16 protein-coding genes are annotated in these 18,025 nt (G+C 63.8%); 7 read left to right on the top strand and 9 right to left on the bottom strand.

All coding sequences use genetic code 11. The features are described from left to right. Positions 1-73: 73 nt before the first annotated feature. The 4 genes from GM415_RS06865 to GM415_RS06850 form a co-directional block, all read right to left on the bottom strand. Positions 74-1,033, bottom strand: a complete 960-nt coding sequence (locus GM415_RS06865; protein WP_158947080.1) for a glycosyltransferase — start codon at positions 1,031-1,033, stop codon at positions 74-76. 2 nt (positions 1,034-1,035) lie between these two features. After that, the gene (locus GM415_RS06860; protein ID WP_158947079.1) at positions 1,036-1,344 is read right to left on the bottom strand and encodes an Hpt domain-containing protein; all 309 of its coding nucleotides are present in this window, start codon (positions 1,342-1,344) and stop codon (positions 1,036-1,038) included. Between the two features lie 115 nt (positions 1,345-1,459). Continuing rightward, positions 1,460-1,927 (bottom strand): chemotaxis protein CheD, encoded by a 468-nt coding sequence (locus GM415_RS06855; RefSeq protein WP_242012396.1) that lies wholly within the window; start codon positions 1,925-1,927, stop codon positions 1,460-1,462. 142 nt (positions 1,928-2,069) lie between these two features. After that, a complete protein-coding gene (locus GM415_RS06850; RefSeq protein WP_158947077.1) occupies positions 2,070-3,230 on the bottom strand; it encodes an MFS transporter in 1,161 nt (386 codons plus the stop codon). A gap of 64 nt (positions 3,231-3,294) precedes the next feature. On the opposite strand from GM415_RS06850, the gene GM415_RS06845 reads away from it, so the two are divergent. The 5 genes from GM415_RS06845 (at position 3,295) to GM415_RS06825 (ending at position 8,127) form a co-directional block, all read left to right on the top strand. Beyond that, positions 3,295-3,726 (top strand): 2-thiouracil desulfurase family protein, encoded by a 432-nt coding sequence (locus tag GM415_RS06845; RefSeq protein ID WP_158947076.1) that lies wholly within the window; start codon positions 3,295-3,297, stop codon positions 3,724-3,726. Continuing rightward, on the top strand, positions 3,723-4,433 hold the full coding sequence (locus tag GM415_RS06840) for a M48 family metallopeptidase (RefSeq protein ID WP_158947075.1): 711 nt from the start codon (positions 3,723-3,725) through the stop codon (positions 4,431-4,433). The genes GM415_RS06845 and GM415_RS06840 overlap by 4 nt, the downstream gene beginning before the upstream one ends. A 60-nt stretch (positions 4,434-4,493) precedes the next feature. Beyond that, positions 4,494-5,255 carry an MBL fold metallo-hydrolase gene (locus tag GM415_RS06835; RefSeq protein WP_158947074.1) on the top strand — a complete coding sequence of 254 codons (762 nt, stop codon included), beginning with the start codon at positions 4,494-4,496 and terminating at the stop codon, positions 5,253-5,255. 92 nt (positions 5,256-5,347) lie between these two features. Beyond that, the gene (locus GM415_RS06830; RefSeq protein ID WP_158947073.1) at positions 5,348-6,691 is read left to right on the top strand and encodes a tetratricopeptide repeat protein; all 1,344 of its coding nucleotides are present in this window, start codon (positions 5,348-5,350) and stop codon (positions 6,689-6,691) included. A 95-nt stretch (positions 6,692-6,786) separates the two neighbouring features. Next, positions 6,787-8,127, top strand: coding sequence for a response regulator (locus GM415_RS06825; RefSeq protein ID WP_158947072.1), 1,341 nt, complete (start codon positions 6,787-6,789; stop codon positions 8,125-8,127). 44 nt (positions 8,128-8,171) lie between these two features. Here the strand turns inward: GM415_RS06825 and GM415_RS06820 are convergent, their stop codons facing one another. Both GM415_RS06820 and GM415_RS06815 read right to left on the bottom strand, forming a co-directional pair. Next, entirely contained in the window at positions 8,172-11,432 is a 3,261-nt protein-coding gene (locus GM415_RS06820) for an efflux RND transporter permease subunit (protein ID WP_158947071.1), read from the bottom strand. Beyond that, a complete protein-coding gene (locus tag GM415_RS06815) occupies positions 11,433-12,572 on the bottom strand; it encodes an efflux RND transporter periplasmic adaptor subunit (protein WP_158947070.1) in 1,140 nt (379 codons plus the stop codon). It lies immediately after the preceding gene. Positions 12,573-12,749: 177 nt separating this feature from the next. On the opposite strand from GM415_RS06815, the gene GM415_RS06810 reads away from it, so the two are divergent. Further along, positions 12,750-13,538: a nitroreductase family protein gene (locus GM415_RS06810; RefSeq protein WP_158947069.1), complete on the top strand. Its 789-nt coding sequence runs from the start codon at positions 12,750-12,752 to the stop codon at positions 13,536-13,538. A gap of 1,089 nt (positions 13,539-14,627) precedes the next feature. On the opposite strand, the gene GM415_RS06805 is transcribed toward GM415_RS06810, so the two are convergent. After that, positions 14,628-14,915 (bottom strand): hypothetical protein, encoded by a 288-nt coding sequence (locus tag GM415_RS06805; protein WP_158947068.1) that lies wholly within the window; start codon positions 14,913-14,915, stop codon positions 14,628-14,630. Between the two features lie 161 nt (positions 14,916-15,076). Continuing rightward, positions 15,077-15,952, bottom strand: coding sequence for an alpha/beta hydrolase (locus GM415_RS06800; RefSeq protein ID WP_158947067.1), 876 nt, complete (start codon positions 15,950-15,952; stop codon positions 15,077-15,079). A 29-nt stretch (positions 15,953-15,981) separates the two neighbouring features. Here GM415_RS06800 and mobA point away from each other — a divergent pair, with 29 nt between their 5' ends. Continuing rightward, complete coding sequence (gene mobA / locus GM415_RS06795) at positions 15,982-16,596, top strand: molybdenum cofactor guanylyltransferase (RefSeq protein ID WP_158947066.1); 615 nt, start codon at positions 15,982-15,984, stop codon at positions 16,594-16,596. A gap of 29 nt (positions 16,597-16,625) precedes the next feature. Here the strand turns inward: mobA and GM415_RS06790 are convergent, their stop codons facing one another. Then, the gene (locus GM415_RS06790) at positions 16,626-18,014 is read right to left on the bottom strand and encodes a peptidase U32 family protein (protein ID WP_158947065.1); all 1,389 of its coding nucleotides are present in this window, start codon (positions 18,012-18,014) and stop codon (positions 16,626-16,628) included. Positions 18,015-18,025 lie beyond the last annotated feature (11 nt).

The raw sequence follows: 18,025 nt of genomic DNA, 5'->3' as shown, positions 1-18,025 counted from the left end.
TTTTCTTGCATCCCGTTCTCGAACCTATCCATACCGCCCGCCGGAATCGGCTTTGCCAAATCCCTAGCCGGACTCACAGCCCTTCGTAAAATTCCACAAGGCGCAGGGCCACCAGCCTGTCGGACCAATACTTCTCCATGAAGCGCCGCCCCTCGTCGCCCATGGCCTGGCAAAGCCCCAGGTCAGCGCTCAGTTCGTTCAGGCGAGCCTCCAACTCCTGCTGGGTGCGGGCCGTGACCCATGGCAGGTCGCTCGTCCCGGTGAACTCGACGATGCGGTCCCGGTTCCAGACGTCGAGCCCGGCTATGACCGCCAGCCCCTGGGACAATCCCTCCAGGCTGCTCACGCCGTAATACCCCTGCATGTGGTCGAAGAGCACGTGGCAGCGCCGCTTGCGGGTCAGACACTGGTCGTTGGGCACATCGTCGATCAGGTCCACGTTCAGATGCACCTTTCGCCTGGCCAGATTGCTCACGGCTCTCAGGAACTCCTTGGTGTTCTTGAGGTCTCTGCGGGTGGGAGAATGACACACCTTCAACCTGCCGGGATCGTCGAAACGGCCGCCCAGCGGCTTGAACAACGGATCGTCGATGGGCACGAGGTTGGGCTGCCAGCGCGCCCCGGGGAGCAGTTTGAGCAGGTCGGGCGTGGAAACGAGGAGATTGCTCCTGCCCCGCTCCCTGTACTTGGCCTGGAACACCTCCGGGTGTGAGCGAAATTCGTGATGTCCGTGATGATGATGAACCACGGCCTTGCCCTGAAGGAAGTCGATTGGCCGGTACGGCCCGAAAGGCTGCCGCTCGTCGCAGGTCATGTGGAAGTGGAAGACGTCCGCCTCCTCCATGAGAATGCGAATCTCCTCCATGCCGTCCGGCCCCAGGTCCGGCACGTGCAGGTCCTTTTCCCAGGCGTGGGTGTAGCGGGTCTCCAGCGTGATCAGGCGCACGGAATGCGCGCTGTGCCTGTTGACGGCCTTGGCGAACTGGATGGCGGTCCCGGCCGGATCATTGACGGCAAACATGAGAATGCGCACGGTCAGCCCCTTTCCTCGAAAACTACCGAGACGTTGTCCAGATAGCCCCGGACCTCGGCAATGAGCGGCTTTGCAAGGTCCATGGCTCCAGTCTTGCCGGCATCCTCAATGGCCGCGCCCAACTCGGTGAGCCTGGCGAATCCGTAGGACGCGCCAGTGCCCTTGAGCCTATGGCCCAGCATCCGCACGTCCTCCGCGTCCCCCGCTTCGGCTGCCTGCTCCATGAGCAGGAGTTCCTCCCGCCGCAGTTCGAGATACCGATCCATGATCGGCTCGAGCATGGCGTCCACGGTTACCGTAAATTTCGTCATTGCAATGAGACTCGCTTCGATTTTGCGTGATTCCGGTCCCCGGCGTCCCAGTCGGATAAGGCCCGGTCCGGGCCCATGCCCGGTACCTGTCAGCGAAGGCTCGCCGTGGTCCGGCCTACAACTTGATCCCCGGAGTGTCCCGCCCCAGGGCGTCATAGTCCATCTGCCGGAGCTTCTTGACCCACACTTCGCCGGTCTGGGTATGAAACATGAGCTTGCGCCCCTGGGAGCCGCCCACGTCGTCCACCCGGACGTCGAGGCGCGCAAAGCGGAGCAGCTTGCGGGCCATCTCCACATTGCGGCGTCCGATGTTGTAGGACGAGGATTCGACCCCCTTGACCGCGATGCCGGACGCCCCGCCGAACATCTTGATGACCAGGTCACGGCGGGGAACCCCCATCTTGTCCATGGTCTCGAGCATGTTCTGGAGCGCGGTGTCAACGTAGCGACAGATCTGCGGATCGTGGGAACCCCGCTTGGCGTCCGAGCTGTCCGGCAGGAAGGCGTGGCAGATACAGCCCATGCCCACGGCCGGAGCGTGAATGGTCACGGCCAGGCACGACCCCAGGACGGTGGTGACCAATGTCGGCTGCACTCCGAAAAAGCAGTCACCCGTCTGTAAAAAAACCTTGGGAAGCCCCTGACCTAATCCTTTCATTCTTCCGTCTGTCCGTCGCTAAAGAGTAACAATTTCCATACGCATAATACCTTGCCTACCCGGCAAGTCAATCGTTCCCGGCGGCACGGGCAATCTGTCCGGAAACAAGCTGCGACAGCAGAAGGGAAATCAGGGACAGCCCCACTGCCCCCAGAAACACGACGCGGTAGTTCGCCAGCCAGGCCAGACCGCCTAGCGCCGGCACAAAGACAGCCGCGATATGGTTGACCGTGAAGCCCACGGCCATGCCCGAGGCGATGTCCTTGGGATCGGCGATCTTCTGGTAGAAGGTCTTCACGGCCATGGAAAAGTTGAACACGATATTGTCGACGACATAGAGCGCCCCGGCCAGCCAGGAGGACTCGGTGAAGGCGTACCCCAGGAAGACCAGGGTCAGCAGGAGGTATTCCGTGCTGAGCACGCTCCGCTCCCCGAACCGGTTGACCGCCCTGCCGATGATCGGATTGGCGAAGTAGTTGATGATGTTGTTGATGACGAAGAGCACGGTGATATCACGGATGGTAAAGTGAAACTTCTCCACCAGGAGGAATACCGCGAAGGCCACGAAGACCTGCCGCCGGGCTCCGCTGAGAAAGGTCAGCGTATAGTACAGCCAGTAGCGGGCCTTGAACTTCATCTTCTTATGCTGGATCGGGAGGTCTGTACGGGACGGATCCCGGGTAAGCGCCCACAGCCCCGCAGCCACGGCCAGGCCGCCGAACAGCGCGAACTGTTCGGAGTACTCCAGATACCGTGCCGTAACATAGATGACGCCGCCCACCACGATGTTGGTCAGGGCCCCGGCCGAGCGGATACGCCCCATGACCACGGGGGCCTCGGTCCGATTGAAATATTGCAGGGTCAGGGACTGGTTCATGGTCTCGAAGTAGTGAAACCCGAAGCTCATGATCAGGGTGGTGACCACCAGCCCGACGGTGGAGGGGAAGAGCCCGACCACGGCCACACCAAGCCCGAGCACGATGACGGACAGGGCCGCCAGCCGGTGCTCGCTGATTATCAGAATGACGTAAAGGGCGAGCAGGGCCAGAAAACCCGGCACCTCTCGCACGGACTGGACGATACCCATGTCCAGGCCGGAAAGGTGCGCCACCTCCACGCCGAAGTTGTTGAGCAGCGTACGCCAGCCCTGGAACGCGGCTCCCGCGCCCACGGCCAGCACCAGCAGGAACAGGTACATTCGGCGTTTCTTTAATTGATCTTCGGTCATGCTTACCTCGCGGGCAAGCACAATAGGTCTTGGCGTTGCAAAAGATCAAGGGTAGAATTCCGCCATGGAAAAACCGATCATCGTCAGCGCCTGCCTTGCGGGCGTGTTCTGCCGTTACAACGGGGAGACCGAGTCCCTGCACGCCGTGGAACGGCTGCTCCGCGAGGGCCGGGCCATCCCCTTCTGCCCCGAGGTGTTCGGCGGGCTGCCTACCCCGCGCCCGCCGTGCGAGATCCGCGACGGCCGGGTTGTGGACTCCGAGGGCAACGACCGGACCGAAGAGTTTCGCCGAGGAGCCGAGGAAGGGTTACGCCTGGCCCGTCTGGCCGGATGCAACGAGGCCATCCTCAAGGCCCGCTCCCCGTCCTGCGGCACCGGAACCGTCTATGACGGCACCTTCACCTCCACCCGCGTCCCGGGCAACGGTTTCTTCGCCGCCCTGCTGCTGGAAAACGGCTTTCGGGTGCGGACCGAAGAAGACCTGGAATCGGAATGACCCGCTACCTGGGGCTGCCCCTCACCGTCCGTTCCCACCCGCGCGCCAAGCGGGTCCTGGTCAAGCTCGTGCCCGGCAGGGGGCTCGAAGTCGTGGTGCCCAAGCGCTTCGACACGGCTCAGGTCCCGGCCATTCTGGAAGACAAGCGGCCCTGGATCGAGCGGACCCGCGCCCAACTGGAGGCGCGCGGCGCGGACCTCTCCGGACGGACTCCGGAACCGCCGGGGACTATTCGCTTCACCGCCTGCGACAGGGAATACGCCGTGGCCTACGCAGACCGCCCCGGCAGGGTAACCCTGAGCGAAAACGCTTCCCGGCTCATGGTCGCGGGACCGGCGGAGGACGCGGAGGGCAGGCTGGAGGTGCTCAGGCGATTCACCGCGCGCAAGGCCCGCGAGTTTCTCCTCCCCCGGCTTGAGAGCCAGAGTGCCCGCACCGGGCTGTCCTATGCGGCACTCAGGGTCCGGCGGCAACGGACACGCTGGGGAAGCTGCTCGGCGCGCGGCACCATCTCGGTCAACGCCAAGCTGCTCTTCCTCCCCGTGGAGCTGGCGGACCACCTGCTCCTGCATGAGCTCTGCCACACAAGGCACCTGAACCACTCCCCCGCCTACTGGGCGCTGGTGGCGAGCTTCGAACCCGACTGGCAACGGTTGGAAAAGGAACTCACGCGCGGCTACGTCCACGTGCCCGAGTGGTTCCTGTAGCGTCTTTGCCACGCGAACGGCATTGGTCTATACTCTTCTTTCGACAACAGAGGAGACGCCATGCGCATCACCTTCAACGGCGTGGGCGAGGCCTTTGACCAGGATCTGCCCAACACCAGCCTGCTCATCGAATCGGGAGCCTGCTCCCTGCTGGCGGACTGCGGCTTCACGGCCGCGGCGGCATTCTGGCGGGCGGCTGCGGACCCTTCCGGGCTGGACGCGGTCTACCTCTCCCACTTTCACGGCGACCATTACTTCGGCCTGCCGCAGCTCCTGGCCCGCTTCGTGGACGACGGCAGGACCGAGCCATTGACCATCCTCGGTCAATCTGGCGTGGAGCAACGCGTCAGGGAACTCGTGAACATGGCTTACACCTCGCTCCTGGACCGGGCGAAATTCGAACTGCGCTTTCTGGAATGCCGCGACGGGGGGACTGCGGAACTCTCCGGAATGCGCTTGTCCTTTGCCCTTGGCGACCATCCCGTGCCGAGCCTGTCCCTGCGAGTGGACAGCGCTGGCCAATCGGTCTTCTACTCCGGGGACGGAAGGCCAACCGAGGCTACCCGAGCCCTGGCCAAGGGGTGTAGGATGATCGTGCATGAGTCCTTTTCCCTGGATCCGGACAAGCCCGGCCACGGCACCGTGGACTCCTCCATCGACTTTGCAGGGGAGGCCGGAGCCCGAATCCTGGCCCTGGTTCACGTACGCCGACGCGTGCGCCACCGGCTGCGGGACGAAATCCTGCGCCGCGCTGCCGCCGCGAAAGGCCTGGAAGTGCTCCTCCCCGAGCCCGGAGACCACGTCACCCTGACCGGTTCGTGACCCTCCTGCCCGCTGCCGGGTAGATTATAATCGACATCAGGCGAACCTGTGACCAACATTGCCAGCGGACCCCAACCCGGAAAGAGAACACCATGGCGGAAAAAAAATACGACGGCATCCTATACGATTATTTCGAAAAACAGAACGGCGCCGTCGTGCTGTTGAGCGAGGATCCGTACTTCAAGAAGACGCTCTCCTCGACCATTTTCAAGATCATCGGCACCAAGCGCGACTGCCTCTGGACCTTCGAGGCCGTGCAGCCCGCGCTCAAACGCATCCAGCAATGCGACAAAGACAAGGTGGAGACCGTGGTCTTCATCGAGCGGATCGTGAACGACCGCCCGAGCACCGACACCATCATCACCCTGAAGCAGCTCCTGCCCGACCTGAGGATCATCGTCCTGGTCGGTGAGACCAAGCGGGAGAATATTGCCTACTTCTACGAGATAGGCGTGAACAACGTCATCTCCAAGCCCGCCTCCATGAACAACATCATCGAGAAGATGGCCTTCACCATCAGGCCGCAGGGCAAGCTCAGCGAATACATGTCCATCGGCAAGCGGTTCCTGGCGGCAGGCAAGCTCAAGGAAGCCCTCGAGGTGAGCGACAAGATTCTCTCCATCAAGGCGGACTCCCCGGCCGGGCTCATGCTGCGCGGCGACGTCTTCCTGGAGCAGGGAGACCACCCCAAGGCCGTGGAGAGCTACCTCAAGGCCCACAAGAGCTCCCATCTCTACCTGGAGCCGCTCAAAAAACTCGCCGAGGCCTATCGCGGTGTCGACGACGAGCAACACCTCAGCTACCTGAACAGGCTCGACAAACTGAGCCCGCTGAACATCGAAAGGAAAACCGACATCGGCAGGGTTCACCTCAAAAACGAACGACACGATCAGGCGGAAAAGTATTTCGACCAGGCCATCGACATTGCCACCAAGGAGGCCATGACCATGATCGGCTCCGTGGCGGAGCAGATATCCGAGGCCGTGGGAACCGCCTCCCCCGAACTTGCCGAGAAGTACCTGACCAAGGTCATCGAGACCAAGAAGGGCAGCCTCTCCAAGGACGACATCACCCTGTTCAACAAGCGCGGCATCGCCCTGCGCGGCCAGGGCAAATGGCAGGAGGCCATCGAGAACTACTCCCACGCCCTGAAAATCTCACCCAAAGACGAAGGGCTGCTCTACAACATGGGCATGGCCTATTACGACGGGCGCAAGCACCGCGAGGCGGCCAAGTGCTTCGACAAGGCCCTGGAGGCCAACCCTGAATTCTTCAAGCACAGCGCAGCGGTCGCCGCCAACCTCGGCACGGTCTACGCCGACCTCAGGCGCATGGAAGAGGCCCTGCTCTTTTTCGAGACGGCCACGGAACTGGCCCCGGACAACAAGAGCATCAAGGCCCGCTACAAAGCCCTCAGGGAAGCGATGGGCAAATAGCCGTCCCGGTTTTTCTCAGGTTCTTGACCGCATCCCCGGCCATCGCCTATCAATGAAGGTGGTATCCGAAATCGGGCGCTGAGCGGGGGGGGACCATGGCGCAGGCAACCTACGACAACATCGTTCGCCATTTCCTGGAAGAAGAGAACGGATTCATCGTCTATCTCTCCGACGACTCCGCCTTTGCGCGCACCCTGCGCTCCATCTTCCACCGCGACATAGGCTTCAAGGGCGAGGTGCTCTTCACCTACGCATCGCAGGAGCCCGCACTGCGCAAGTGCCGGGAGCTGGCCCGGGACGGGGTGCCCTGCCTGATCTTCGTGGAACGCATGCTGGGCGGCGAACCCACCACCGACTTTCTCATCCGAATGGGGCGCGAGCTGCCCGCCGTGCCCATGATCCTGCTCACCTGGGAAGCCACCCAGGAGACCGTAGCCTATTTCTTCGAGCTGGGCGTCGCCAGGGTGCTGGTCAAGCCCGTGTCCGCCAACACGGTCATCCAGGCCATGGCCCAGACCCTCAACCCCCCGGTCTTTCTCAAACGGCTCATGGGCCGCTACGAGGAACGCTTCAACAACGGCGACTTCGACGGCGCCCTGGACACCGCCGACCGCATCCTGCTCATCAAGCCGAGCAGCGTGCAGGCGTTGGTCATGCGCGGCGACGCGCTGATGCGCATCGGCGATGAGGACCAGGCGGTCCAGGCCTACATGACCGCCCACGAGGCCAAGCCCATGTACATGGCCCCCCTGATCAAGCTGGCCTCGGCCTTCCGCGACATGGAGGACGAACGCGCCCTGGCCTATCTGAAGACCCTGGACGAGATGTCTCCCCTGAACCCCGAGCGCAAGATCGACATCGCCGAGCAGCACCTGCTGCGCAACGAGCAGGAGGAGGCCGAGGCGTACCTGGAGCAGGGCATGGCCGTGGCCGAACGCGAGACCCGGTCCATGGTCGGCGACCTGACCACGCGCATCGTGGACGCGGTCTTCGGCGTGGCCCCGGAACTGGCCGTCAAATATCTCTATCGGGTCATCGACTCCAAGCGCCGCCTGGGCCGCGACGACCTGACCCACTTCAACCGGCTCGGGGTGATCCTGCGCGGCGAAGGACGCTGGGAGGAGGCCCTGGAGGTCTACGAGAAGGCCCTGGGCATCGACCGTGAGGACCCGGCGGTCCACTACAATATGGGGCTGGCATACTGGGAGGGCGGCAAGCGGTCCAAGGCGCTGCACTGCTTCGAGCATGCCCTGAAGTCGGACCCGCTCTTTTTCTCGAGCAGCGTGGGTGCGACCCTCAACATCGGGCTGCTCTACTACGACCTGCGCCAGTACCACGACGCCGAGCCGTTCTTCCAGCACGCCCTGTCCCTGGACCCCGAAAACCGCACCGCCAGGAAACGGCTGGACGCCATCCGCGAACGTCAGGGCTCTTAGCCCCGCGCCATCAAACGTCCCGTCACACATCGCTCCGGCAGGAGCTACGCGCTCTTGCTTCCATAGAGCGCATAGTAGCCGCTGGGCACCACCACCAGAGTGAAGAGAGTGGAGGCCACCAATCCGAAGATGAGAGCCCAGGCCAGGCCCGAGAAGATCGGGTCCAGGGTGATGGGCCATGCGCCCAGGGCCGTGGTCAGGGCGGTGAGCACGATGGGCCGCATGCGCACAGCCCCGGAGCGGACGATGGCTGCCTTCAGGTCCCTGCCCTGCTTCACCTCGGACTGGATGAACTCGATGAGCACCAGCGAATTGCGGATGACGATGCCGCCCAGGGCGATCATGCCGATCATGGAAGTAGCCGTGAAGAAGACCGGATCGCCGTAGCCGCCCACGGTCTCCCCCGCTATGAGGTTGAGCAGCCAGAAGCCGGGCAGGATGCCGAGCAGGGTCAAGGGAATGGCGGACATGATCAGCAGCGGCATGATGAAGGAGCCGGTCTCGGCCACCAGCAGGATGAAAATGCCGAGCAGGGCTGCGGCGTTGGCGATGCCCAGGTCGCGGAACACGTCCAGGGTGATCTTCCACTCGCCCTCGCCCGCCCAGTCGTCGGTCACACCGGGCGGCAGCGGGTCCTTCTTCAGCCGCGCCTTGAGATCGAGCACGGCCTCGCCCGGCGGGATGCCGGCAGTATCCGCGTAGACATAGGCCACGCGCCTGAGATTCTTGTGATAGATGGGCTGCTCCGCCGGAACTTCGCGGAAGGAGCCGAGCTCGGCCAGGGGCACCATGGCCCCGCCGGGCGTCTTCATGCGCAACTGGCCCAAGGTCTCCGGCCCGGTCCGCAGGGATGCGGGCAGGACCAGGCGCACGGGCAGGGGCTGGCGCTCATGGGGCAGATGCACGGTCACGGGCGCGTCCCCGGACAGGGCCAGGCGCAGGGTCTGGACCACGTCGGCGGCGGTCACCCCGTGCAGAGCGGCCTTTTCCTTGTCCAGACGGTAATCGATCATCACCCGGTCGGTCTCGGCGGAGTCGTCCACGTCGACCACGCCGGGTTCATTCTCCATGAGTCCGGCCACATGTTTGGCCCCGTCAATGAGCGAACCGTAGGGCAGCCCCGGCCTGCCGTAGAGTTCGGTGGTCAGGGTGGCGATTACCGGCGGCCCGGGCGGGGTCTCCACCAGCTTGATCTTCGCCCCGTTGCGCCTGGCGATGGCGTGCAGTTCGTTGCGCAGCCGCAGACCTATGGCGTGGGACTGCATGTCGCGCTCGTCCTTGTCCGCCAGGTTGATGCGGATGTCCGCGAAGTTGGGCTGGTCGCGCCAGTAATAGTGGCGGACCATGCCGTTGAAATCCATGGGCGAGGGCTGGCCCGAATAGGTCACGAAGTCCGTCACCTCGGGCACGGTGCGCAGGAAACTCTCGAAGTCGCGCAGAGTCCTGTCCGTGCGCTCCAGGGTGGCGCCCTCGTCCATGTCCAGCACCAGTTGCAGCTCGTTCTTGTTGTCGAAGGGCAACATCTTGAGCGGCACCAGGCGCATCAGCACCAGTCCGGCGCACAGGCCGAGACCGGCCAGGATGGCCACAAGCAGCAGCCAGCGGTTGCGGGCCGCGCCCAGGAACGGCGTGATGACGCGCGTGTAGGCCGCGAGCAGCCGCTTGTTGACACCCTTGCCTTCCTCTTCCTGGCCGTCACCTTTCCCGCCGGAGTCAGCCACGGAGAGCGGAGCCCGGTTCCTGAGCAGCAGGTAGGCCATCCACGGGACCACGGTCAGGGCGGCCACGGTGGAGAAGGAAACGGTCAGCGGCACGTTGGCGGCCATGGGCGCCATGTACGGCCCCATCATGCCCGAGATGAAAAAGAGCGGCGTGAACGAAACGATGATGGCCAGGGTGGACATGATGACCGGGGGCAGGACTTCCTTCACCGCCTCCAGGGTGGCGTCCAGCGGTTTGCGCACGCCCAGCAGGATATGCCGCTGGATGTTGTCCACGTTGGTGATGGGGTCGTCCACCACCAGGCCGAGGGAAAGGATGAGCGCGAACAGCGTCACGCGGTTGATGGTATAGCCGAGCAGGTAGTTGACGAACAGGGCCAGGGAAAAGCTCATGGGCACGGCCAGGGCCACCACCAGAGCCTCGCGCCAGCCCAAAGCGAAAGCGAGCAGGGCCACCACGGTGACGATGGCGAAGAGCAGCGAGGAGAGCAGCTCGTTGACCTTGGCCTGGGCGGTCTCGCCGTAGTTGCGAGTCACGGTCACGGTCACGCCCTTGGGCAGCACGGTCCGCTCCAGCTCCTTGACCCGCTCGACCACGGCGTCGGCCACGGTCACGGCGTTGGTTCCCTTCTTCTTGGACAGGGCCAGGGTCACCGCAGGCCGGGCTCCCGCGCCGTCCTCCTTCCCGATCCTGGAAAGATAGACGTCGGAAAAGCCGATGCGCGAATAGGAAACGGGCTCCTCCGGACCGTCGATGACCTCGGCCACGTCACGCAGGTATACGGGCCGTCCGTCGAACACGCCCACCACCAGGGAGGCGACCTCTTCGGCCGAGAGCAGGAAGGACTGGCTCAGGACACGGGTGGCCTTGTCGGCGGACACGAAGTCGCCCGCCGTGAGCGAGCGGTCCGCACCCTGGAGAGCCCGGTAGACCTCCAGCGGGGAAATGTTGAACCCTGCCAGCCGGTCGGGCCTGATCTCCACCCGCACCTCGCGGGAGCGCCCGGAGTGCAGGGAGACGCGAGAGACGTCCTGCACCTCGGCCAGGCGGTGGAAGAGCTCCTCGGCCATGCGCCGCAGGTCGAAGTCGGTGTAGCGGTCCTCGTACCCGTGGTCCGCGTGCAGGGTCAGGGCCACGATGGGGACGTCGTCGATCTCAACGGGCTTGACCACCCAGCCCGAGACGATGGCCGGTGCCAGGTCCGCGTTCTTGAGGATGGTGTTGTGCAGCTTGATCAGCGAGTCCTCGCGGTCCTCGCCCACGAAGAATCGCACGGTCACGGCGGTCATGTCCTTCCGGGAGATGGAATAGACGTACTCCACACCGTCGATCTGCCAGAGCAGTCGCTCCAGCGGCGTGGTGACCAGCTTCTCCACCTCCTCGGCGGACGCGCCCGGCACCTGGACCAGGACATCGGCCATGGGCACCACGATCTGCGGCTCCTCCTCGCGCGGGGTGACCATGATGGCGGCCACTCCCAGGGCGATGGAAGCCAGGGCCAGGACCACAGACATCTGCGAGGTGAGAAAATAACGAACGATGGAGGGGATGATGCCGCTTGTGCGGCCCGAACCGGCAGCCATCTACCGGCCCTCCGTCCCGCCCAGCCCCAGGGTCTCGCCCCCGGAGAGCCCGGACAGAATCTCGATCCGATCGCCGTGGACATCGCCGGTGCGCACGAAGACAGGCTCCCACCCGCCTTCCGTCTTGACCATGACCGTGACCAGTTGGCCCACGCGGTTGAGGGCCGCCACAGGGACGAGCACGCCCTCGCGCTCGCCCAGCGGAATGAGCAGTCGCCCGAACATGCCGGGATACAGGCCGGGCCGCTCGGGCAGCCGGACCTTGACCAGGAAGGAGCGGGTCACGGGGTCGGCAAGGGGCTCGATCTCATCCACGGTGCCGGTAATAGGCTCGCTGCTACCCAGTGCGGAGATATCCACGCCCAACGTCTCGCCGATGCGCACACGCCCGATGAGGGATTCTCGGACCATGGCCTCCAGCCTCAGAGTTGCGCCGGTCTGGAGGGAGAGCAGTTCCTTGCCCGGAAAGGCGAGGTCACCGGGCTCGGCCAGCCTGCGGGCCACCTCCCCATCCGCCTGAGCGATGATGGTGGTGTAACCCAGGCCTATCTCGGCCTCCTGGACCACCTTGGACGCCTCTGCCTGGCGGGCCTTGGCCGCGGCCAGTCCCTCACGCGCCTGCCCGAGTCGGGCCTTGGCCTGGAGATAGGCGGACTCGGCCTTTTCCAGCTCCTCTTCGGTGATCACCTTCTGCTCGTTGAGCTGCTTCATGCGCCGATAGGTGGATTCGCTCTTGTCGAAGTCGGCCTTGGCCGCGTTCAGGAAATCCTCGGCCTGGGCGGTAAGGGAAGAAGTTGTCCGGGCTGCCTGCCGGGAACGCTCCAGACGGGTCTGGGACGCACGGCTGTCCAGGACGAGCAGCTTGTCGCCCGCCTTGACCTTGTCGCCGGGCCTGACGAGCACCTGGGCGACGCGGCCCGTTACCTGAGCCTCGACCCGCGTGTCGGTCTGCGCCTTGACCGTGCCTACCGCCTCGTACACGCGCGGCAGACTGGCGCGCTCGGCCGTGGCCGTGGCCGAGGGCTGATAGACAGGTGCGGTCTTGGCGGCGGAGCCGGAGGGGGCCGGGTCGGAGCCGCAGGCAGCCAGCAGGGAGAAGGACAGGGCCAGCACGAGGAGCAGGGGCGTTCTTTTCATCATGGGTGACGTATAGCACAAGTGAAGGGGTGTTCGCCACGTCTGCGTGACACATGCCGCCCAGGAAAGTTACCGGCCAGGAACCAGGGCACCGGACAGTGCCCTCTTGCATCCGCTCGGGCAGATGGTATTGTTGCCGTGCCCGGCACCCCGGGCTCCAACCCCATCCAGGAGAAAACCGTGCCGCTGATCACCATCGACCCCGACAAATGCAACCACGACGGCCTGTGCGCACAGGCCTGTCCCGTCTACCTCATCCGAATGGAAAAGGGCGCGCTGCCCGAAGCCATCGACCGGGCGAAGGAGCTGTGCATCCGTTGTGGCCACTGCGTCGCAGTATGTCCCACGGGCGCGCTCTCCAACAGCCTGATGCCCACTGAGGATTTCCTGCCCGTACCGGAGAACCGGCCCGGCGCGGACGAGGTGGAGGCCCTGCTCCTCTCCCGGCGCTCGGTGCGCGGATTCCGCAAGGAGCCAATACCGAGGGAACAACTGGAGCGGCTCATCGAGGTGGCCCGGCGCGCGCCCACGGCCTCCAACTCCCAAAATGTTTCCTGGGTGATGATTCAGGACCCGGCAAAGCTTGAACGCGTCAAGGAGCTGACCGCCGGGTGGATGACCACCGTGGACCGTCTCAAACGATACGCCGAGGGACTTGAGCGGGGCCGGGACATGGTCCTGCGCGGCGGCACGGCCCTGGCCATGGCGTACGCGCCCGAGGCCTACCTCTGGGGCGTTGCCGACAGCGCCATCGCCCTGACCTACATGGAGCTCATGGCATCAGGCATGGGCCTCGGCGCCTGCTGGGGCGGTCTGGTGACCTCGGCCTGCGGCCAGGTCCCGGAACTGGCGGAGCTCATGGGCATCCCCGAGGAGTACAAGGCGTGCGGCGCGCTCATGCTCGGCCTGCCCAAACAGAAGCACCTGCTGATCCCGCCCAGGAACCCGGCGCGGGTAAAGTGGCTCTAAAAATATTGCCCCCCCAAAAAAAACAAGCCCGGGGACCGCGCTCCTGCGGTTCTCGGGCATAGCAAATGAATTAAGAGTTAAATTCAGATAAAAATCAGAGATCGAAGCCGCCTGTGGCGGCGAATATCTGGAGACTTCGCCTCCGGCGGGCAAGGAGCCATGTCCCTTGCATCCCCTTTTCCGCACCTTCGCTGCGGACTCTGCATCTCAGCACGTTCAGTTGCGCTTCAGATAATCAAGTCCACAGCCCATAAAAAAAGTGCGCTGGCCGGATTACCCGGCAGTCCCTGGCTGTTTCCCCGCAGCCCTGGGCTTCATGCGCACACTTCTCTTTTTTGGGGTCGCGACTCGTCTCGCTGATATATGGTCTTGTGAGGTTTTATCGCTTCGCACCCTCCGTTAAGGTTGCCTCGATATATCTCATGGGCCTATCCCTTCCGACCCTGATTCCCTCTACTCAATACATAAGCATCATGCGGAATTTGTCCACCCCCCGCGCAGTGCGAAAAAGATGAATCCTTCCTCCAGAGGAAGGGACGGCGGGTTGAGGCGAGAAGAAGATTAAGCGGGACGGCAAAAAAAGGGATTTCAAGAACGGACAAAGGCCAAAAAAAAGTGCGCCGGGCCGGGTTATCCGGCTTTGCATCAGGGCCAGACATTTCAAAATATACACTTTATGACGGCCTGATGCGGTATTATTGGCGCACGGTGCTCTTTCTGTGAGCGGGGCGACTCTGTTCGCCATATTTCAAAGAGAAGAAATCGGTGTCTATTTCCTCCCACCCTCCGTCTGGGTTTTGTAACTTTCCCCGTCTTGCGGGGAACTCAGCCTTTGATTCATTTATACGCCTGCGGAAGGGACCGCGCAAGGGGTGTCGGCGATAAAAAAGGGCTGATCAGCGCAACCTGTGGCCACTGCTGGAGATAAAAATAGATATTCTTCTCAAAAAGGTATGAATCACCGCGCGGGGACAGCGAAAAGAGGAAAGGACGAATTATCACAATATATTGCAGCTCACCACATAAGGCAAGCAAAAACACCGGACCCGCCATTTTCGGCGAATCCGGTGTATCGTAAAGACCTTGCCGCTACTCTTCGAAGGGGTCGGCGATGAGATCGGCGACCTTGCCGGGATCGAGGCTGTGGGCCTCGGTCCCCTGAGCGAATTGTTCCAGTGAAATTCCCTGGAGGGCGGAACCGGCCTCGCGGGCCTCACGCCGTCCGGTGTTGCGTTCGACCATGTCCATTGCGGAGTCCATGGCCGCGTCAACGCTGCCGCCCTGCGCGCCGCCACGGCGCTCGCGGAGCTCCTGTATCTTCCTGGTCAGTTGGTCTATGCGGGGATCAAACCCCGACGTCGGTTCCATTGCGGGCATAATCTTCCTCCTTGTGCGGTACGGCACAGAAAAAGCAAGACCCGTGCTGAAAAATAAAAAAGATGTTATCTTAACATATTACCGCATCGAGCGTTCGACATTCAGGACATTTTTTCCCGCCCGAAGCAGCGATCTGAACGGCAAAGACATGCACGCCTCCCCTACTTCTCCAGACCCGCAAGGAAGCGGTCCAATCCTTCAGGATAGTCCGGGCCCATGAACAAATAGCCGTCGTTGTGCCCGCCCCGCAGCAGAAAAAAGTCCTTGGGGCCATCATACCCTTCATACAGTTCCCGACCCAACGCATAGGGCACGATCTCGTCCTCCTCGGCGTGGGCGAACAGTGCCGGGACCTGGAGCCCGGACAGGGCCTTCGCGCTGTCGTAGCGGTATTTGACCAGCAGGCGCACGGGCAGCCAGGGGTAAAGGCGCGCGCCCATGTCAGCCACCGAGGTAAAGGTGGACTCCAGAACCATTCCGGCGGGGGAAACGCCTTCCGCCGCAAGCTCGGACGCCAGCCGCGCCGTGACCGCGCCGCCCAGGGAACGCCCGAAGAGAATGATTCGCTCCGGGGCCACGCCCCGCTCCTGCGTCAGCCAGTCCCAGACCGCCCGCGCGTCGGCGCGCATGGCCGTCTCGGACGGCTCGCCGCCGCTCTGCCCGTAGCCGGAATAATCGTAGAGCAGCGTGGACAGCCCCAACGAATGGAAAAGACGCAACGTCTCCAACCGGTGGGAGACATTGCCGCCGTTACCATGGGAAAAAAGCACCGTGAACCGGGCCGTCTCATGGGGAACCCACCAGCCGTGAAGGTGCGTGCCCAGGGCGTTGCTCAGCCGGACGTCCTCGTAGGCAAGGCCCATGAGGTCCGGCGTGCCTTCCAGCTCGGTGCGAGGATAGAACAGGAGCCGCCCCTGGGAAGCATAGACCCAGAGGACGGCGGCGAGGTAGGCGAGACCGGCAAGGCCGAGAAGCGAAAAAAGGATGCGCATGGAGGCGTTATACACGGCGGCGGACCGTTTGTGGACCCTTTCCATGGCGGCCCGATTGGTCTACTGTCGCCCCCATGAGGGAAACGGGATTCGATATCGCGGGGGTCATCCTGGCAGGAGGCCTCGGCACGCGGCTGGGGAACGTCAAGAAGGCGCTGCTGGACATCGGTGGCAGGACCATTCTGGACCGGCTGCTGGAAGTCTATCGCCCCATTTTCCCGGAAATTCTCATCGCCGCCCGCGACGAGGCGAACTTCGCCGCATACGGCCTGCCCGTGGCCAGAGACCGTTTCGCGGCGCGCTCCTCCCTGACCGGCATCCATGCCGGGCTGGACGCAATGCGTGCGAGCCACGGCTTCTTCGCGGCCTGCGACGCGCCCTTTCTCCAGCCCGGGCTGGTCGAGCTGCTGCTGGCCGAGGCCGCACCCGAAGACGACGTGGTCATCCCCCTCAAGGAGGACGGCTACCGGGAGCCGCTGTGCGCGATCTACTCCAAGCGGTGCCTGGAATTCATCACTCCCCAACTGGAGCGGGAAGACTTCAAGATCATCCGCTTCTTCGAGCACGTACGAGTCAAGGAAGTGCCGGTATCCCGGCTGCGCGGCGGCGACCCGGACCTGCTCTCCTTCTTCAACGTCAATCGCCCCGAGGACCTTGCCCGGGCGCGGGAGATGGCGGAAAGTTTCTAGCGTTTCAGAATAATCGGAATCGAGCCCCTCTAGTCGAGGTGCTCCAAATCCCACGGCTTGCGAATGAACAGGCCGGGCCCGATCTCCGGGTGGTCGCAGATGAGCACGCCCTTCTGGCCGGGATGGAGTATGTCCAGTCCCTGCCCGAGGTCGTTTTCCACTCCGTAGTCCTCGGGCGAGATGCGCGGGCGCACCAGGCCGGGCAGGAGCAGTTCCATGTCCCGGTCCGTTTCCCAGCGCGACTTGGCCTGAACCAGCCACCTGCCGTCGCCAGCCTTTTCGAGCACGCGCGCCAGGACCGGGCGCTTCTCTCCTTCATCGGGAGGCAGGGCGATGGCCCCGCGCCGGTCCGGGTCGAAGAAGCCCGTGGTCAGCGGCCTGGAAGCGGCGTTGACCAGCTCCGAGAGATATTTCTCCGGCTTGAACTCTCCCTTGGGGATGTCGCGGAGCGCGGTCTTGTAGGCGTCCGTAACCTGGGCCAGGTAGGCGGAACTCTTGGTCCGTCCCTCCACCTTGACCGAGGCGACCTTCATGCGCGCGAACCATTCCAGATAGTGCAGCAGGCAGAGATCCTGGGCCGCGAAGAACTTGGTCCAGGAGCCGGTCTCCTGGGCCAGGGTCAGGGCGGGCTCGACCGGAGTTTCCGGCGTCTCCCCGCTGCCCTCGGGCTCGAAGCGAAACTCGTCGTCAGCCTCTTCGAAGGTGAACTGGCCGCCGTCTTCCAGGGGATAGTCGCGGATCTCCCAGAGCTGCTCACCGGGCCGGGTGCGCTCCTCGAATGACACGGCGGCAGGCTTGTACTCGTAGCGGCACGGGTGGGAGCATTCCCCCAGATTGCCGGGCCGGTCGTTGAGGTAGGCGGACATGTAGCAGCGCCCGGACACGGCCATGCACTGGGCGCCATGCACGAAAATTTCCAGCTCCATGCCCGGCATCTCGGTGCGGGCGATGGCGAGCATCTCCAGGAGCTCCTGGGAACGCAGCTCACGGGCCACATTGACGCGCTTGGCGCCAAGCTCCCGCCAGAAGCGGACCGACTCGGAGTTGGCCGTGTTGGCCTGGGTGGAGACGTGAATCGGCACCTCGGGCAGCTCGCGCCCGAGCATGCGGATGACGCCGGGGTCCGCGGCGATGACCGCGTCCGGCCCGAGCTCGCCCAGCAGCGCGATGTAGTCCCGCACCTCGGGCAGCATATGCTCGCGCGGAAAGACATTGAGCGTAAAGTAGACCTTTACCCCGGCGGCCCGCGCCCGGGCCATGCCCACGCGAAGCTCGTCCGGGGTGAAGCCCCCTGCCCCGGCCCGCAGATTGAGGCTGCCGCCGCCCAGGTAGACCGCGTCCGCGCCGTAGGCGATGGCGGTTTCCAGCTTTTCCATGTCCCCGGCGGGAACCAGCAGTTCGGGTACGAAGTCGCTCATCCTGTCCTCAT

The sequence above is a fragment of the Pseudodesulfovibrio cashew genome (genome assembly GCF_009762795.1).
In the GTDB taxonomy this organism is placed as follows: Bacteria; Desulfobacterota; Desulfovibrionia; order Desulfovibrionales; family Desulfovibrionaceae; genus Pseudodesulfovibrio; species Pseudodesulfovibrio cashew.
This window is presented reverse-complemented; position numbering and strand designations above follow the sequence as displayed.

Bases quoted from the DNA above. Each gene is read 5' to 3' on its own strand.
- GM415_RS06860 (WP_158947079.1), bottom strand. From the start codon at position 1,344: ATGACGAAATTTACGGTAACCGTGGACGCCATGCTCGAGCCGATCATG.
- GM415_RS06800 (WP_158947067.1), bottom strand. From the start codon at position 15,952: ATGGAAAGGGTCCACAAACGGTCCGCCGCCGTGTATAACGCCTCCATG.
- GM415_RS06835 (WP_158947074.1), top strand. From the start codon at position 4,494: ATGCGCATCACCTTCAACGGCGTGGGCGAGGCCTTTGACCAGGATCTG.
- GM415_RS06805 (WP_158947068.1), bottom strand. From the start codon at position 14,915: ATGCCCGCAATGGAACCGACGTCGGGGTTTGATCCCCGCATAGACCAA.
- GM415_RS06790 (WP_158947065.1), bottom strand. From the start codon at position 18,014: ATGAGCGACTTCGTACCCGAACTGCTGGTTCCCGCCGGGGACATGGAA.
- GM415_RS06850 (WP_158947077.1), bottom strand. From the start codon at position 3,230: ATGACCGAAGATCAATTAAAGAAACGCCGAATGTACCTGTTCCTGCTG.
- GM415_RS06825 (WP_158947072.1), top strand. From the start codon at position 6,787: ATGGCGCAGGCAACCTACGACAACATCGTTCGCCATTTCCTGGAAGAA.
- GM415_RS06840 (WP_158947075.1), top strand. From the start codon at position 3,723: ATGACCCGCTACCTGGGGCTGCCCCTCACCGTCCGTTCCCACCCGCGC.
- mobA (WP_158947066.1), top strand. From the start codon at position 15,982: ATGAGGGAAACGGGATTCGATATCGCGGGGGTCATCCTGGCAGGAGGC.
- GM415_RS06830 (WP_158947073.1), top strand. From the start codon at position 5,348: ATGGCGGAAAAAAAATACGACGGCATCCTATACGATTATTTCGAAAAA.
- GM415_RS06845 (WP_158947076.1), top strand. From the start codon at position 3,295: ATGGAAAAACCGATCATCGTCAGCGCCTGCCTTGCGGGCGTGTTCTGC.
- GM415_RS06815 (WP_158947070.1), bottom strand. From the start codon at position 12,572: ATGATGAAAAGAACGCCCCTGCTCCTCGTGCTGGCCCTGTCCTTCTCC.
- GM415_RS06820 (WP_158947071.1), bottom strand. From the start codon at position 11,432: ATGGCTGCCGGTTCGGGCCGCACAAGCGGCATCATCCCCTCCATCGTT.